Below are 16,519 nucleotides of genomic sequence, written 5' to 3'. Positions count from 1 at the left end.
CGGTACCCCGTGTTTATAAAAAAAATTGTTCACTTCTGTGGCCCTTATGCCATTAAAGCACCCCTATGTTAAAGTTCCATGCCTAAAATCCCATAAGATCCTTTACATGTTTAGCGTTCGTTTTAGATGTTAGTTTTTCAAGTAATAAAAATGCAACATCAAAAGCTGTACCTGGATTTGAAGATGTAATAATATTTCCATCCTGAACAATTAAATTGTTTTGTACTATTGCACCGAAATTTTTCAACTGCTCTTTTCGTTTACTCGTTGGATGACTGTATGTGGTGGCTTTTTTATCTGTAAGAATTCCGCTTTTACCAAGCGCTAATGATGCAACACAGATACTGGCAATAGGCTTTTGCTTGGCATAAAAATGTTGAATAACATTTAAGAATTCTCTACTGTATGCATCCCGATAAAAACCAGCTTCTTCAAACCCTCCTGGAATAGCTAGTGCATCAAACTCATCTAATTGAATATCATCAACCGTTTTTTCGGGTATGACAGTAAAATTCCAAGTACAGGTTAATTTATTCCGAAGACCAACTGTTACGACCTCGGTTGATCCATCTCCCTCCCATTTATTCCAACCTAGTACATCTGTAAATACACTAGCTTCTACTGCTTCAAATCCGTCAGCTAATAATAATAAAACCTTTTTCATATCGCAAATCGCCTCCCGATATCCTCATTTTATACAAATATAGAAGGCTAATAAATGGCTTTAATAAGGATATTCGATTGTTTGGCTTTATTATATTAAGAATTTAGGTTATTCTTTTTTATAAAAAAAGGTTGGATGATTTATGGATCAAATTGATGAAAAAATCGTGGGATTATTACAGTCAAATGCAAAAATTTCAATGAAGGATTTAGCAGAAGCCGTTCACTTATCTTCTCCGTCAGTAACTGAGCGAGTACGGAAGTTAGAGGAGCAACAAATTATTAAAGGTTACCATGCACATGTTTCTCTAAAAAAAATGAATCGTCCAATTTCTGCACTTATATTGTTTAAATCAAAGGATTGTAAATCATTAGCTAACTTTTGTTATAATCATCCAGATGTACTTGAGTGTTACAGAGTAGCAGGGGAAATTAGCTATATTGTCAAATTAGCAACGTATTCTGTAGAAAGTTTAGAACAATTTATTGATAATTCAATGCAATATGGTACGCCATCAACGAATATCGTGTTATCTTCTTATGAAAAAAAAATAATTGCTCCCTTTATTAGTGAAGAATAAAAATACTAGCATAATCAATTAACTATTGCTTATTCAATAATCCTTAATTCTTTAAAAATAGCCCTGATTTTTCTGACTTGTATAAAAAAATCAGGGTCTCTAATCGTTTTTATCGTTTTGGGGTAATCCATCTTTATTAGCTTGATAGCAATGGGTCTGTACCCCTATATAGGTTTTTTAAAACCAACAACCTATCTATAATGTTGCACATTTTATTTATAAAATGAGGAGGAGAAACTAGATTGAGAGAATGTTGTTTTAAAATAAGTTTATCATTAGAAGAAGCTAAAAAACGTTATTGTGATTGGATGAATAAAGATATCGAATTTCAATTAGATGAATATGGGAATTTTATCGATGAATCAGTGTATTTTTCTGAACATGAAGATGGATGGACATATTTTGTAGACCTTGAAGGCGAAGCATTCTTTGGTCTATCAAATGTATCTTGGATAGAACTTGCAAAAGAGAATTCTGTTACATACGCTTACTATGTTGAAAATTTTAATGCAGAACTTATAATTATAGAAAAAGGTTCATTAATAAGAGAATTTTCACTTTATGAAGATGAATCAGATAACAATATAAATTTCGGAGAATTTGAATATGAAAAAGGTTCAACAATAAAAGAATGGAATAATGTAGTAACTTTTCTTGAAAAAGAATTAATCATTTAATTAATAATGTGTTTAAATATAGCTTTTTTATTAAAATTTATCATTCAAGTAACAAGTAGGTTTGTTTCATACGTCTTATGAATTAGACTACACTTATAAAGGCAAAACTTACTCAGACAAAGTAGATGTAAATATGAAAGTAGAAGGGTTAAAGTACAGACTGGATGCATTCATAAAAGACAACTATGAAACAAAATAAAGGGGTATGCGAAGTGAATCATAGACGTAAAAAAAGAAAACTCTAACTTCATTAGAAAAAGCACCAAACAGGGTAGAACGTATAGTGGAAGAAGAGAAACCAAAAGAAAAGGAGACTAACAAGTTTGTTGTTATTCTCTTTGGTATTCTTCTCTCTCCACTTATACTGTGGGGCGTGTTAGAAGGCTCTAAGAATACATTCAGTCTTAGAATACAGACAGTACTATTAATACTCTTTGTTGTGTTTCTTATAACAATAGGGGTAGGTATACTAGAAGACAGATAGGGGTAGCAGTATGGGTGAAAAGAAATTTATAAACTATGAGAAAGACCCAGAGTATTTAAACGACTATGTAGCATTTACAAGTAAAAAGTTTGGAAAAACCTATTATTTGACTACAGACGTTAAGGGGTACACAGAGTATGAATTGGAAGCGTATATTGTAGAACTGGAAGCATATAAGAAAAAGAAAAGAAAGAAAAATTGGATATACTTTGGTTGTTTTGTATTGTTTTGTATAGTCTTGTCAGTAATAGAGGGGTATCAAAACGATGAACTAGTTGCGAAAGGTAAGTCAATAGAAGCACCTGTTCTTGGGAGACATGTTGAGACCGAGTATCTTATCCTTGAACACCCTACTTTAGAATTGATTGTTAATGATAAAGTTAAAAAGTTATGGGTAAAGCAAGAGTTGTATGACAGTATAACTGTCATGGATAAGGTGAAGGTAATTGAATATAAAGGTGAGATTAAGTTAGACCCTAGATACAAAGGTGAAGACTTAATTATAAGGTTTATTAAAAAGGAAAAAGGAGTAGGAGAGTAAAATAAAAAAAGGTGTGGTATTAGTAGGGGACCCGCCAACCAAATGACATAAAACCCACGATAATACATTTTTTGGAATTTAAATCCTTAATTTTAGTACGCTAAGGGTTTTCCATGCTATAAAAAGGTAATAAACATCTTCAATTTCTTTGTAACAAAAAGGATGTCAAAAAGTTTTGATACAGATTGAATTTGTTACACATTTTTGTTACGCCAAAATCAACAAATTGCTTAGTAATAAGCTTTAAACAAAGCATTGTAACAAAAACGTACACAGTATTGTTACGGTACAAATACTCCTTAGCGTGGGTTTTATGTTAGTGCGTTGGCTGTACCTCTAAATTAATTAAGGGGTTCTGTCCCGAAAATGCGGATTTACAACGCTAAGCTAGCTACTTGCAATGTTAAAAATGGATTATTTAACAATGATAGGACTTTCGAGATAATTCATACGAGATACGTGACATTATTGACTAATAGGCCTCACCATATCAAAAAAAGAAAATTGTACGTTTAGACACATTTTAGACACAAATTAACCGATTCCCTGTACGTTAAGGAATTAGTTTGTATATTTGAGGAGGTGTACGAGACAGGTGTGATTTTAGGGGAATCCAATATTTCCTATTCAAATATGATAGAATAAAAATATATCCAAAATGGAGGAACAACAAATGAACTCAAACACAAAACAATTTATTTATGATATCCAGCAAAGAAAGAACAATTATATAGAAAATGTATTAATAGCAATACAACACCCTAAAAAAGAGCAATCTGAACAGGTCATTCAAAATATAGTAGAGAAGATGGATATGATGATCAGTTTAGTTACTACTTACATGGCAATTGAATCAGAATCTATGAAAGAATTAAAAGAGCTTCAGGAAGAAATTATTCATGCGCAAGCATATATTCAAAAACGAAAATTTGAAGAAACACAGAGATAAAACCCTATGTTTTTATTTGGTTGTCTATGACGCCAATCTGTTATAAATCAAATTAGATGTAATTTGATCATTGTTTTGGCATAATCCATACAATTTGTTGAACTCGTACAATATACGGTACCGTATCTTCAATGAGTAAATGATCTGGTTTCACATCCTTTAACTTTCCTCTTACATTACCTCTTACAGTTTCAATAACCACATGTTTACCAATTACCGATTGTAATGTCTGATATACGTAGGGATTAGGTACACTTACCATATTTTGTTCACTAAAGTCATTTCCCTCCAAATAACTCATTCTATAAGACTCCTTTCTAACTTACATTCTTTCTCTTAATATATGATATAAATCCTATAAATATGTTAGAAGGATAATTCATTATATGAACGAAAATAACATTTTAATAAGGTACGTTTTCTATTCCTAAATTACTAAAAAATTATTTATATAAGATTCTTTTTTACTAGTTAATAGGTAATGATATAGGGATACTTTGCATGTACATCTAGGTTTTTCCTTTCAGGATATGTATCATTTTAAATACGCCCTTTATTAGAATGGTGCTCATACTTTTTTTGAGATTCTTTCGTAATATGTGCGTTAAGTAAAATTGCTAACAATAAAAACAATCCATATTTTCCCCCTGTAGCTCCTATGATAATCACACTACTACAAACAAGTACAATTAATAGGATAAACGAAACGAAATAAATACGGTCATAATTCTTTGACATCTTTTCGTATTTTATGCGTTCTTTCCTTGCATCCATCTAAATTTCTCCTTTACATTATCCATTTCACTATAAAATAAACCCGACCTTAAAAAGATAAATCTATCCATTTAAATAATTAGTTTGTTTTTTTAGCAACTAATTTATATAACATGAAAAGAAATCCTACCAATATTACGCTTTCCACTATGATAATCCCGACCCTCTCCTTCCTTTTAACCTCAACACATCAGATGAAAATTATGTGTATCCCATATTAGCTGCAGCAAACAAAAAAGGATCTTCCCTTCTCGTAAAGGCTGATCCTTTTCTTCGTTCATTCAACTATTTTTAGCTATTCTTGATTAATTAGAATAACAGCTGGTCCATCTACACGAATTCCACCAACTTCGATTTTTTCATAAGGCTCAACTGTAATAGAAATGATCCCTTCTCGCTTCTTTAATTCATTACTTAATTCTTTTGTTAACATTTTTTTCATGTGTCACTCCTTCTTACTGCTTAATTTACTATTGGTATGTAAATAAAATTTAAAATGGTTTCCTGGTCTGGAAACCATTTTTTGTAGTTGACCATATGGTGTTACCAGTTCGTTTATCAATTTTACGTAAAGAAGATAAACAATTACTATTCACTGTATCAGTAGATGTAAGGAACTCTTAAAGATAGCGGTGAGATTGATTGTTTTTTCTTCTAGAAATAATGACTTAGATAGTATATTACCTAAAACAATGAAAGCCCTACCTCTCTTTCATCCTTACGGCTCCTTGTCCGTGCCAGTGTGAATCAGGATTTCAAAAATCAAGTGACTATTTAATCGAGTTATTTGATGAAACTTCGAACGTTCGTAAAAGAAATTTAAAAATAAAAATGGATTAGATTGAAGTAATAACAAAAGAGGTTCCTACTCTAAAAGTGAGTTGAAGAAGTTGAATGTCTTTGAAATGATTTACTTTAAATAATCATCATATTCCCGAAAAATTCAGGATATTTTCGGGGGATGTAATACATTATCTATAATGAATCTTAACAGAAACTTTTTATTTGATTTTCAGTGATCCCTTTAATTAATCCTAGTTCACTAATCAAAAATTCATGTGCGTTATCCAACATTTTTTTTTCGCTTGTATTCAGTGCTTTTTCTTTCTGCATACGCATTAAATCGCGTACAACTTCAGCACCTTCTTGTATTTCACCCGTTTTTATTTTTTCCGTGTTCACTTTATACCTTTGTTTCCACGGCAATAATTTATCTGATTCTCCATGCTGAAAAATGTGTATAATGTGTTTTAATGCAAGTATATCAGTAACTGGGCGTATACTCGAACTTAATATTTTACCCATAGGAATCATGACTTGCATATTACTGATTGACATTTTTATAACATAATACTGTTGTTTTTTCCCTGAGAATTCTTTTTCTTCTATGGCTTCAATTATACCTGCTCCGTGCATTGGATAAACAATGTTATCACCAATTTGAAACATATAATCCACCTCCATATATGGTAACCTTCTTAACTTTAACATATATGTTGATTTTTATCAAATATTTTATATTACCATAAAATTATTTTTAGTGTCAATTATTTTTTCAAAAAAATCAAATTAAATAAAAACAGCCCCAAAACAATAGGGAGTGTGTCAGATTTCCAATAAAGGGAAGGGGAATTTCCCCGCGTATATTTTGAAACCTCTACTCATTAACGTAGATCAGTTTTCTCTTGAAAACGACCAAATCGATCCCGTATTTTTTTCAATCTTGTGTGGTACTCCAAAATCTCAATTCTTGCTTTTTCAGCTAAAGGTGCAATTGGTCGTAAGTCTTTTAACCCCCAATAATCAACTACTACATCAAGTACTTGATCAAAATATTGTAGTGGTCCATAATTCGCTTCTTTTGCAATCACAGCCATTCTATTTTCAAAATCAGGCATGACGGCACCTGGCATTTTAAAATTCTTAATCACATTGGCAATATGATAGCAATAATTAGGTTCTAATTCCAAATGTGTTCGAATGACGTCTCGATAAAACGCATAATGAAGAGTCTCATCTTTGGCGAGACGGCGTAATAATGTAGCAAGATCTGGATCATGCTTACTTGCAACCTTAGCTACATTATTGTAAAACACCATCGTTGCAAGTTCTTGTAGCGTCGTATACGTCATCGCTTCGATTGGTGTATGAAAATCAGGTTCAAATCCACCCTCAACTACTGACTTTCTTAATTCATGTAATCGTTTAGGGTTCACACTTCGAGTGAGTAGTAAATAGGTCTCCAATAAATTCGAATGTTGATCCTCTTCTGAAGTCCAAGTATGTATAAAGTCTGTAATAACAGAAAGGGATCCTTTAAAAGTCGCAGATAAATAAGTTGTAAACCATGGTAAATTCACTTCTGTTAATAAAGCTGTTTCAATGGCCGTAATTACACCAGAAGGAAGAGTAACTTGACTATCATCCCAAGGAACTCTTTTAAAGTCCATTCCCTTATCCCATGGTAAAAACTCATGATAACCCCAATCTATCTTCTGCGCTCTTATTTTATGTTGTTCATACAGTTCTTTTAAACGTGGTTCTAATCGGAAATCTAAATCATTTGTTAGCATATATAAGTGCCCCCTTTTCTTATCATAAATAGTCATTCTATATTTACATTCATTTTTATCATTAAAAATTTTCTACAAATAAATATTACGTTCCTTTTTTAAAGTCAAACATAATAAATTTGTAACAAAATTCTTTAAGAGCGCTATGTTTTGATATGATTTTTTCATATCAAAAGGGGAACCGTTACATGTATTTTCTTTTTTTATAAAAGAGATACTGAGGATAACATTCATGGATGAAGATACTCGTCATGTTGTAAATCTTGGTGAGTGTAAAAGGTGCATGCCTATAAAGAATCGTTTTATAATAAAGATTGATAGTGTTTTATACACACTAACAACTTATTTAGACGTAAGATCCAAGATATTAGATTAAGCGCTTGAAAAACAAATACAGTTGATGAGATAGCCTTAAACGACAATTCTCAACAAGTACAATGTACATTGGTTATGATGAGTTAGACCGAATTTTGTGAAACAGTATACAACACAAAGGGAAGAGGCGATAAACATGCAGTCACAGGAAGCGCATATGAAGGAAAAACAACGTAGAGAAAAAATAGAAATAATATTCAGTCACAGGGTAAAAGGAGAGAGTTATTTTCACGGTTCTTCTTATAAATGGAAAAACATTGTATATCAAAATTATAATAGAATACAACAAAAAGAGGTGGAAATTGAACAAGTCATTTCGAAAATGGAAAAAGCAGGGGTTCGTTTTGCTCAGCATCGTTCACTCATACACTATCCCGTTATTGATTTTGTAAAATATATAGCTAAGGTTTATAAGGAGCCCCTCGAAATACAATAATCATATTTAAAATAAACCTTTATAAAAGGTTTATTTCCGAAGCTTTTTTAACTAACACCCAAAAAAATTATTATAGTATTCTTTTTATTCGCAATACTCTTCGTTTTTGTTATAATAGCGACTATAACGTATTATATTCATTTGTATATCCATAAATATTCATCAGTTTGATATTCTCCTTACATTCGTTACCACGATTATACCATTTTCGTTTATAAAGGTATTCATTAAAAATAAACGTTTATAAAATAATTCTTATTACCTTTATAAACTTGATATTTCAATGTTTCATAGATGTTCTTTGGACGCTTGTAAAGGTATACCTTTAAGGACATGATTTCTTTTAGGAAAAGCAAGCATGTACGGAAAGGTATTCACATGTTTTCTACCACTAAAAGGATTTGCGCGAATATTAAATTGTTTAAATTTATTGATGTGTTAAAATGGAATAAAAAGGATTAGTATATATTTAAAATATAGTTCTAAAAAAGAAGGTGTAATATATGAAAAGATCTACATTTGGTTTAATTAAATCTTTTACAACGCTTTTTTCTATTTTTCTGTTAGTGCAAAATGGAATACTAATGTTTTTAGACTATTGGAATGGACGAGAAGTATTTCAAAGTAAAGTTATTATGTTTTCTGTAGGAATATTATTGTTAGGAATATCTATATTTCTACATAAATTTAAAAACACTCCATTAAAAAACAGTAATTAAAAATTTATATTCAATATTTGTTTATCGCTAGCTTTTTTACTGCTGATAATAGGGCGTTATGTTAACTGAACATGTATAGGGTATACAGGGGAAATCTGTATCTAACCTACAACTTCATTGGTATAATATGTATACATAAGATTATGAAATGGAGATGGTAAAGATGGTAAAGATACATCCTTTTAGTATTGTTACTCTGTTTATCAGTATGTTGACCATGGTGTTATATGCAATCGAGAACTTCTCACAGGGCAACAAGGGGATGGGTACTACGTTTATCGGACTGAGTATCATGTTCTTGGCCATAGGGACTTATAGCATTATACGAAATTGTAGATTAGCAAAACAATAAAATACAGTACCATCTCCAAAATGAGGAGAGGTGTGCTTTTACTTCCTCTAACGAAAATTATGTAAATACGAAACCCCTTCAGCAAGTAAATTGAAGGGGTTTTTTCTAGATACAGTGACTACTGATAAGTGGGGTTATGTTAACTTGATTTCAATATGGTATACAGCGGGAAAGGAAAATGCATTAATTTTTTATTTACTAAACGGTTTTGTCTTTACAACTAACAAAATTCCTAATCCGAAAAGAATCACATAGATTGCGAGTGAAATGGGACTAGAAAGATGGAACAAGTTAAAAACTAATGGATGACCAAGAAACATATTGATTAAAGGTCTTAAAATCCCTTGAACTGAAAAAATAAAAAAGATAACCCCAGCTAGTCTGAGTAAATCATTTTTATTCACTTTTAATTACTCCTTTCTGTCGCTTTATCAAATATTGCTTTTATATCGTTTATTACTGAATCAACATCATTTATTTCACCTTTTGCAATTACTGAACTAAAATTATCGATTACACTTCTAACCGCTCTGGCCATTATTTCAGGAGAGAATTTCCTAAAACTTTTGTCAACATCTTGGCCATATTTAAACATCTCAATTAACGGCTTGAACACGGCTTTATCTTCGTCCATAAAGATTAATTTTCCATCTTCATTTCTTGCATTTAACACTATTTCTGTTAGCGCTAATGTTTCTGTTTTATTTTCAGATACAAATCTCAAATTAGACTCGATGTACGATTCTAAAGTTCTTTTTGCGTCCGTATTTAATTCCATGTGCTCGCCCATATAAGTGGCTGCTTTTTCATAAAATTGAGTGATTATTGTTTTTAGTAACAACTCCTTTTGAGGAAAATGGTAATTAACGACTCCTTTGCTTATGTGCAACTCTTTAGCAATATTTCCTATTGAAAAATTAGCATAACCATATTTTGAGATGAACTCGATTGATTTTTGAATGATTTTATCTTTTGTTTTTGTCATAATTTAATTTTAGTACGTTCGTACTAAATTGTCAATTGAAAATCACGGTATTAAATGAAATATAATTTAGAAAATCTGAAAGGACTTTTCAAGCTCTTTATTTATAGTATTTTGAATGTATACTTTTTCGGTTAACTTTGAGGATGTCAAGGGATTTAGTGTGAAGTCAATGATTAAGGGGAAACGAATGTAAACAAATATTCAAAAGTTTACTTTCATTTTTAAAAACATTTACAACTAATTTTGTAATAAATTTCTCAATATAGATGTAACTGTTATCTATGGTTTTAATATTAAAAAATATAATATAATAAAAATAAGATGGTTATTACCCTTTGTTTTACTCCTTATGCTGAAGATAAGATTGCATTCTCCGATCTTATCTCTTTTCTTTCTAGAAATTTGATGCAAAAAAATAGAATCCTTATCATAAGGATTCTTGCAACAGGAAATAACAAAATATAAATAAAAAAAGAATTACTTATATTATAGTGTATATAACGATAATATAATATTGAGAAATGTTTCCATAAATCCAGTATGTATTACGTAGCAAGTATAGAGATCGCCTGTTTGGGGTCACCTTAAGGATTTTATAATGGGGTACCATCAGGAAAATGCGGATTTACAACGCTAAGCCCATTTCCAAGACGATTTCCCTATTTTTAACAACGCTAAGAAAGTTTCAATGGTCTTAGAGAATCTAATGAGACCACTTTCTCTGAATTAAAATGGTATTCTCCTAGTAAATTGATATGTTCCCAACCTAAAGGTGACATATGATGCAATAAGTCCTCATTAAAACTACCTATCCGTTTTTGATATTCAACTGCTTTTGTTAGATGTAAAGCATTCCAGATACTGATGGCATTGATAATTATGTTTAAGGCACTGGCCCTTTGCAATTGATGTTGTATGGTTCGTTCCCTAAGCTCACCTTGTTTTCCGAAGAAAATAGCTCTTGCAAGTCCATTCATGGCTTCTCCTTTATTTAATCCTTTTTGTATTTTTCTTCTTAAAGATTCATCCGAAATGTAATTTAGAATAAAGATTGTTTTTTCGATTCTTCCCATCTCACGTAAGGCTGTAGCTAAACTGTTTTGCCTTGAATAAGAGCCTAGTTTCCCCATAATAAGAGACGCTGAGACTGTTCCCTCTCTTATAGAGTGAGCAAGTCGCAAAACATCCTCATAATTTTCTTTAATGACCTTTGTATTTATTTGTCCACGTAAAATAGCTTCTAGTTTTGGATATTCACTTGCTTTATCTATTGTAAATAGTTTTGAGTCCGAAAGATCTCTTATCCTTGGAGCAAACTTAAATCCTAATATATGAGTCAATCCGAAAATTTGGTCTGTATAACCGGCCGTGTCTGTATAATGTTCCTCTATGTTTAGATCAGTATCATGGTGTAATAAACCATCCAAAACATGAATTGCATCCCTTGAATTAGTATGAATAATCTTTGTGTAGTAAGAAGAGAATTGATCACTTGTAAATCTATAGATGGTGGCTCCTTTTCCAGTTCCGTAATGTGGGTTTGCATCTGCATGAAGTGATGAAACACCTAGCTGCATTCTCATTCCGTCTGACGAAGAAGTTGTACCGTCTCCCCAATAGGAAGACAATTGTAATTTGTGATGAAAATTTACTAATACGGCTTGGGCTTTATTCATTGCATCTTCATACATGCGCCATTGGGATACATTGGCTAGTTGCTTATATGTAAGTCCTGGTGTGGCATCAGCCATCTTACTCAACCCAATATTCATTCCTATTCCTAAAAGGGCAGCCATGATAATGATCGTTTCTTCTTTATCTGGTTTTCGATTATTGGAAGCATGAGTAAATTGCTCATGAAATCCTGTTATATAAGCAACATCCATAAGTAAATCGGTTAATTTTATTCTTGGTAGCATTTGATAAAGACTTGCACTAAATTTTTTTGCTTCTTCTGGAACATCTTTTTCTAAGCGTGAAATTGACAGTTTTCCTTTTTCAAGAGAAATCCCATTTAATTTATTGAAATTGGCAGACAACCACTTTAGTCTTTCGTTAAGACTACTGGTTCTCTCCGTCAAATAGTCTTCGAATGATAAACTAACCGATAACCTCGTATTCTCTTTCCTTTGATTCCATGTATCTTCCGAAAACAGATATTCCTCAAAATCTCTATATTGTCTACTCCCCACAATGGATACATCACCAGCACGAATATGTTCTGTTAGTTCCGTTAAGACTGCCATTTCATAATAATGACGATTGATTGTACCGTCATCCTCATATAAATGCTTTTTCCAACGCTTCGAAATAAAATCAACAGGTGATTCATCAGGTACTTTTCGCTTACCAGATTCGTTCATTCCTCGAATAATCTCTACAGCTTGTAAAAGTGGTTCATTTGCCTTTGTAGAATGAAATTCCAATACCCTTAATAGCGTCGGCGTGTATTTTCTAAGTGAATAAAATCGTTTTTGCAGCAAGTCTAAATAATCATAGTCGGCAGGACGTGCAAGTTCCTGAGCTTCTTCCACTGAGGAGACAAAAGAATTCCATTCAATAACGGATTCTAAAACGTCAAAAACATCTAATTTTTCCTTTTTTGCTTTGATTAAAGCTTGGCCAATATTCGTAAAGTGTATGACCTTCTCATTCAGCTTTTTACCGTTTTGTTTCTGAATTTCTTCTTGGACCTTACGGCCTTTTGATAACAGACTGAGTATTTGTCTGTCATGAATTTCAAAAGCTTTATCAGTTAAATCCTGAGTAAGATGTAATAAATAGACAATTAATATCGAATATCGTTTATTCTCTTGAAAGTCACGGAATGCATAAGGCTCATATCTTGAACCTAAGCGAGATAGCTGTAACAGGCGATTGCGATGCAAATGACTAATTTGTACCGTTTCTAATTCCATTCCGCGTATGTATTCGAGTCGTTCTATTACTTTTAGGAATGTTTCGGGTGAAGGATGACCCGGTGGTTCCTTTAACCAACCCAATATCGTTTTATTGGATTCCGATGGATGCTGCCAAGTAATGATTTCTTCAAGCTTTTCTTTTTGCTTATTTGTTAGAGATTTATTAACCGTATTAAATAGCTTCTCTTCAGCCATTGCCCTTGCCTCCCACACTATTCTTTCAAGTGTAGTGATAGCAGGCAGTATGATTTTGTTTTTTCTTAGAAAATCTATACATTCATGTAGTAGATGAATGGCATCACCATTTTCCAAAGCTAATTGATGAAGGTGCTTAAATGTCATTCGATATTCTTTTAGAGTAAAAGTTACAAAGTCGTATTCATTACGAATTTCTTTCAAATGATCCCAAAGTGTATTTTCTCTTTGAGGATAAAGACTAAGCGAAGATGGAGTGGAACCGATTTGTTTCGATATATAATGTATGACTGAATCTGGGATACTTTTGATATGAGTGTATGGACAACCAGGATACCGAAGAATGGCTAATTGAACGGCGAACCCTAAACGGTTTTCTTCTCTCCTTCGCTTATTTATAATTTTTAAATCTCGTTTGGAAAAGGTGTAGTAGGTTCCTAGCACCCACTCATCTTCAGGAATCTGCATAAAGGCCTGTCGCTGTTCCGGTGTAAGTAATTCTCTACCTCTCACAATTTTCATACAGTATCATCTCATTTCTGTAATTATTCAGTTAATTAGTTCAATTATATATCAATAGAGTGTACTCTATTGATACAAGTGCAGTAGAATGATAAAATCATAGTTAAGAGTGTCTCATAAGACTTGTCTCAAAAAAGAGGTGATATTTTGCGAAAAATCGGCTATATACGTGTCAGTTCGACTAGCCAAAATCCTTCAAGGCAATTTCAGCAATTAAACGAAATCGGAATGGATATTATTTTTGAAGAAAAAGTTTCTGAAGCAACAAAGGAGCGTGAGCACCTTCAAAAAATGTTAGAGGATTTACGGAAAGATGACATTGTTTATGTTACAGATCTAACTCGGATCACTCGAAGTACGCAGGATTTATTTGAATTGATTGATATAATACGAAGTAAAAAGGCAAGCTTAAAATCAATCAAGGATTCATGGCTAGATTTATCAGAGGATAATCCATACAGCCAATTCTTAATTACAGTAATGGCTGGTGTTAACCAATTAGAGCGAGATCTTATCCGCATGCGTCAACGTGAAGGGATTGATCTGGCTAAGAAAGAAGGGAAGTTTAAAGGCCGGTTAAAGAAATATCATAAAAATCACGCAGGAATGAATTATGCAGTAAAGCTATATAAAGAGGGAGAAATGACTGTAAATCAAATTTGCGAAATTACAAATGTATCCAGGGCTTCATTATATAGAAAGCTATCGGAAGGGAACAAATAGTCATTCCTTATTCCATTAAAGGAGCATATTCTTCAAGTCTTATATAATAAATTAAAAAGTTTTTTAACTAAAGAATAGAAGGTAGAAAATGGATAATAAAACAGCTAAAAATATTAGAGAAAATTTAACAGCTGATTGTACGAAGTGCTTTGGACTTTGCTGCACAGCACTTAATATTGTAGCATCAAGTGATTTTCCGATTAACAAATCGGCAGGCACTCCTTGTATGAATTTGCAGTCTGATTATAGTTGCCAAATTCATAGTCAGTTGAGGGAGAAAGGATTCAAAGGCTGTACAGTATTTGATTGTTTGGGTGCTGGACAAGTCGTTTCTCAAGTTACTTTTAACGGTCAGAGTTGGCGAGAAAACCCTGACATTGGGAAGAAAATGTTTCAAGTGTTTCCCATCATGGAGCAAATACATGAAATGATAGCGTACGTGGCAGAAGCTCTGTCTTACAATATACCGGATGATTTAGCTGATAAATTGAGAAAACAGTTAAAGGAATTGCAGGATTTAACGGAGTTGGACGCAGATAATTTATTGTCACTTGATTTGGTGATGTATCGATTTTCTTTAAATGAACTGCTTACTTCAGCAAGTGATTTTGTCAGAAGAAATACAATCGATAAAATGCCTAGTCTTCGAAAAATTAAAGAGTTTAACCATGCGAGAGCTGATTTGATGGGTAAAAAGTTAAAGGGAAAAGATTTAAGAGCAACTGATTTTAGGGGAGCCTATTTGATTGCCGCGGACATGAGAAATACGGACTTAAGGGCAGTGAATTTTATTGGTGCGGATTTGCGAGATGTTAATTTTAGTGGTGCAAATCTGTCCACCAGTATGTTTTTGACCCAAATGCAGATTAATTCGGCTAAAGGTGATGTAAAGACATCATTACCTTCTCATATACATCGACCTTCTCATTGGATTAACTAATTTGTATATATTTTCGTATTGAAAAGGACTTTTGAAGATGGTTTTACTATCAGCCTTATTCAAGAAAAGGGAGCCTTAATGAAGTAATACAAACCCCAATTTTCTCTATAAATTTACGGAGAAGTTGGGGTTTTTAATATTGGAATTTCCTTATCGTTGTAAATCCGCATTTTCCTGACGGTACCCCAACCTTCAATATTTGAGAATGATTCATAATCACAACCTGTGATATATTCGAACTCTTTTCCAGTTCTTCTTGTATATGCTTCGGATGCTAATAACAGTAAAGGTTCAAAGGAGTTATCCTGCGGCATATTTTGAGGATTTTTGAGGGAGTCCTCAAAATACTCTTTCCCTTGAGTAATGACTGAACACCTAATATACAAGAATAAGTCCACTGAGAAATGCTCTTTTATTTCACTATATGAATATTCCCCTATGTTTTTAGCGTGTTCTTTAGTGTCTAATAAATATAGTTTATATGACAATGCTTCTTCAAATTGTTTTATATCCTTTACACTCATTTTAGCCAGTGCATTTACAGCAGGTTCTATTACTTTTTCTTCATCATTTTCATTAAAATTAAGTAGGGAAATAATTGACCAAAAGGCTTTATCCTGCATCACTTTTTTAGGTTTTTGAGGTTTACTATCATATTCTTCTTTAATTCTTTTTTCTTCTTCCCCAATTTCTTTCTCAAAGTTTTCTCTATCATATTCCCATCGCCACTCTAAAAAGGCTTCCATTCCAACAAAATTGTCCCATTTCCCACTGAATGAGTTACATATTATTTTTCCTTTATTATTCGTCAAAGGAATATTCCCAATGTAAATAACCTCTTTAGGTGCTTTTCCATCAACCCAAATTAATGCACGGCTATTATCATAAAAAAACGATTCTGAAGAAGGATATTACCTAAAAGTTCATTTCTAATAGATGGAATTTCTGTTCCGATATATGGTGTTGTAATAATAAGATAAGAATTGTCTATGTGGTCAGCAACTCTTATTGCCCCATATCTACCATCTGGTAAATTTACTGCAAAGATATCTCCTATTGATACTGCGTTTTTAGATTTTTCTTTAGCCATTTTGAATCCCCCTTAAGGA

19 protein-coding genes are annotated in these 16,519 nt (G+C 32.4%); 8 read left to right on the top strand and 11 right to left on the bottom strand.

Annotation, left to right across the window (positions count from 1 at the left end; genetic code table 11):
* Window positions 1-82: 82 nt before the first annotated feature.
* Window positions 83-664: a DJ-1/PfpI family protein gene (locus BM350_RS09955; protein ID WP_090948237.1), complete on the bottom strand. Its 582-nt coding sequence runs from the start codon at window positions 662-664 to the stop codon at window positions 83-85.
* A 142-nt stretch (window positions 665-806) separates the two neighbouring features.
* Here BM350_RS09955 and BM350_RS09950 point away from each other — a divergent pair, with 142 nt between their 5' ends.
* The 4 genes from BM350_RS09950 to BM350_RS09930 all read left to right on the top strand — a co-directional run bounded on the left by BM350_RS09950 (window position 807) and on the right by BM350_RS09930 (window position 3,895).
* Window positions 807-1,244: an Lrp/AsnC family transcriptional regulator gene (locus BM350_RS09950; RefSeq protein WP_090948235.1), complete on the top strand. Its 438-nt coding sequence runs from the start codon at window positions 807-809 to the stop codon at window positions 1,242-1,244.
* Between the two features lie 242 nt (window positions 1,245-1,486).
* Entirely contained in the window at window positions 1,487-1,921 is a 435-nt protein-coding gene (locus BM350_RS09945; protein WP_090912422.1) for a hypothetical protein, read from the top strand.
* A 494-nt stretch (window positions 1,922-2,415) separates the two neighbouring features.
* Entirely contained in the window at window positions 2,416-2,946 is a 531-nt protein-coding gene (locus tag BM350_RS09935) for a hypothetical protein (protein WP_090912423.1), read from the top strand.
* Between the two features lie 673 nt (window positions 2,947-3,619).
* Window positions 3,620-3,895 carry a hypothetical protein gene (locus tag BM350_RS09930; RefSeq protein ID WP_001087720.1) on the top strand — a complete coding sequence of 92 codons (276 nt, stop codon included), beginning with the start codon at window positions 3,620-3,622 and terminating at the stop codon, window positions 3,893-3,895.
* Window positions 3,896-3,962: 67 nt separating this feature from the next.
* Here BM350_RS09930 and BM350_RS09925 read toward each other — a convergent pair whose 3' ends face one another.
* The 5 genes from BM350_RS09925 to BM350_RS09905 all read right to left on the bottom strand — a co-directional run bounded on the left by BM350_RS09925 (window position 3,963) and on the right by BM350_RS09905 (window position 7,242).
* On the bottom strand, window positions 3,963-4,196 hold the full coding sequence (locus BM350_RS09925) for a YuzF family protein (protein ID WP_090912425.1): 234 nt from the start codon (window positions 4,194-4,196) through the stop codon (window positions 3,963-3,965).
* 239 nt (window positions 4,197-4,435) lie between these two features.
* The gene (locus BM350_RS09920) at window positions 4,436-4,669 is read right to left on the bottom strand and encodes a hypothetical protein (protein WP_090912427.1); all 234 of its coding nucleotides are present in this window, start codon (window positions 4,667-4,669) and stop codon (window positions 4,436-4,438) included.
* Window positions 4,670-4,964: 295 nt separating this feature from the next.
* Entirely contained in the window at window positions 4,965-5,111 is a 147-nt protein-coding gene (locus tag BM350_RS09915) for a BC1881 family protein (RefSeq protein ID WP_000738547.1), read from the bottom strand.
* Between the two features lie 545 nt (window positions 5,112-5,656).
* Window positions 5,657-6,118, bottom strand: coding sequence for a CarD family transcriptional regulator (locus BM350_RS09910; protein WP_170857675.1), 462 nt, complete (start codon window positions 6,116-6,118; stop codon window positions 5,657-5,659).
* Window positions 6,119-6,333: 215 nt separating this feature from the next.
* Window positions 6,334-7,242: an acyl-ACP desaturase gene (locus BM350_RS09905; RefSeq protein WP_090912432.1), complete on the bottom strand. Its 909-nt coding sequence runs from the start codon at window positions 7,240-7,242 to the stop codon at window positions 6,334-6,336.
* A gap of 511 nt (window positions 7,243-7,753) precedes the next feature.
* Between BM350_RS09905 and BM350_RS09900 the strand changes: the two genes are divergently transcribed.
* Window positions 7,754-8,053 carry a hypothetical protein gene (locus BM350_RS09900; RefSeq protein WP_090912433.1) on the top strand — a complete coding sequence of 100 codons (300 nt, stop codon included), beginning with the start codon at window positions 7,754-7,756 and terminating at the stop codon, window positions 8,051-8,053.
* A 503-nt stretch (window positions 8,054-8,556) separates the two neighbouring features.
* Entirely contained in the window at window positions 8,557-8,772 is a 216-nt protein-coding gene (locus BM350_RS09895) for a hypothetical protein (protein WP_090912435.1), read from the top strand.
* A gap of 543 nt (window positions 8,773-9,315) precedes the next feature.
* On the opposite strand, the gene BM350_RS09885 is transcribed toward BM350_RS09895, so the two are convergent.
* The 3 genes from BM350_RS09885 to BM350_RS09870 all read right to left on the bottom strand — a co-directional run bounded on the left by BM350_RS09885 (window position 9,316) and on the right by BM350_RS09870 (window position 13,747).
* Entirely contained in the window at window positions 9,316-9,528 is a 213-nt protein-coding gene (locus tag BM350_RS09885) for a hypothetical protein (RefSeq protein ID WP_090912439.1), read from the bottom strand.
* A gap of 2 nt (window positions 9,529-9,530) precedes the next feature.
* Window positions 9,531-10,109 carry a TetR/AcrR family transcriptional regulator gene (locus BM350_RS09880; protein WP_090912441.1) on the bottom strand — a complete coding sequence of 193 codons (579 nt, stop codon included), beginning with the start codon at window positions 10,107-10,109 and terminating at the stop codon, window positions 9,531-9,533.
* A 674-nt stretch (window positions 10,110-10,783) separates the two neighbouring features.
* Entirely contained in the window at window positions 10,784-13,747 is a 2,964-nt protein-coding gene (locus BM350_RS09870) for a Tn3 family transposase (RefSeq protein ID WP_090912443.1), read from the bottom strand.
* 147 nt (window positions 13,748-13,894) lie between these two features.
* Here BM350_RS09870 and BM350_RS09865 point away from each other — a divergent pair, with 147 nt between their 5' ends.
* Both BM350_RS09865 and BM350_RS09860 read left to right on the top strand, forming a co-directional pair.
* Window positions 13,895-14,470, top strand: coding sequence for a recombinase family protein (locus BM350_RS09865; RefSeq protein ID WP_090912445.1), 576 nt, complete (start codon window positions 13,895-13,897; stop codon window positions 14,468-14,470).
* Between the two features lie 88 nt (window positions 14,471-14,558).
* The gene (locus tag BM350_RS09860) at window positions 14,559-15,410 is read left to right on the top strand and encodes a pentapeptide repeat-containing protein (protein ID WP_090912447.1); all 852 of its coding nucleotides are present in this window, start codon (window positions 14,559-14,561) and stop codon (window positions 15,408-15,410) included.
* Between the two features lie 113 nt (window positions 15,411-15,523).
* Here the strand turns inward: BM350_RS09860 and BM350_RS09855 are convergent, their stop codons facing one another.
* Entirely contained in the window at window positions 15,524-16,222 is a 699-nt protein-coding gene (locus BM350_RS09855; RefSeq protein ID WP_090912449.1) for a DUF4240 domain-containing protein, read from the bottom strand.
* A 53-nt stretch (window positions 16,223-16,275) separates the two neighbouring features.
* Window positions 16,276-16,500 carry a hypothetical protein gene (locus BM350_RS09850; protein WP_090912450.1) on the bottom strand — a complete coding sequence of 75 codons (225 nt, stop codon included), beginning with the start codon at window positions 16,498-16,500 and terminating at the stop codon, window positions 16,276-16,278.
* Between the last annotated feature and the right edge of the window lie 19 nt (window positions 16,501-16,519).

Source organism: Bacillus sp. 103mf, assembly GCF_900116295.1.
GTDB lineage: Bacteria > Bacillota > Bacilli > Bacillales > Bacillaceae_G > Bacillus_A > Bacillus_A bruguierae.
The sequence above is the reverse complement of the archived record's forward strand: the minus strand, read 5'-3'. Positions and strand labels throughout refer to the sequence as shown.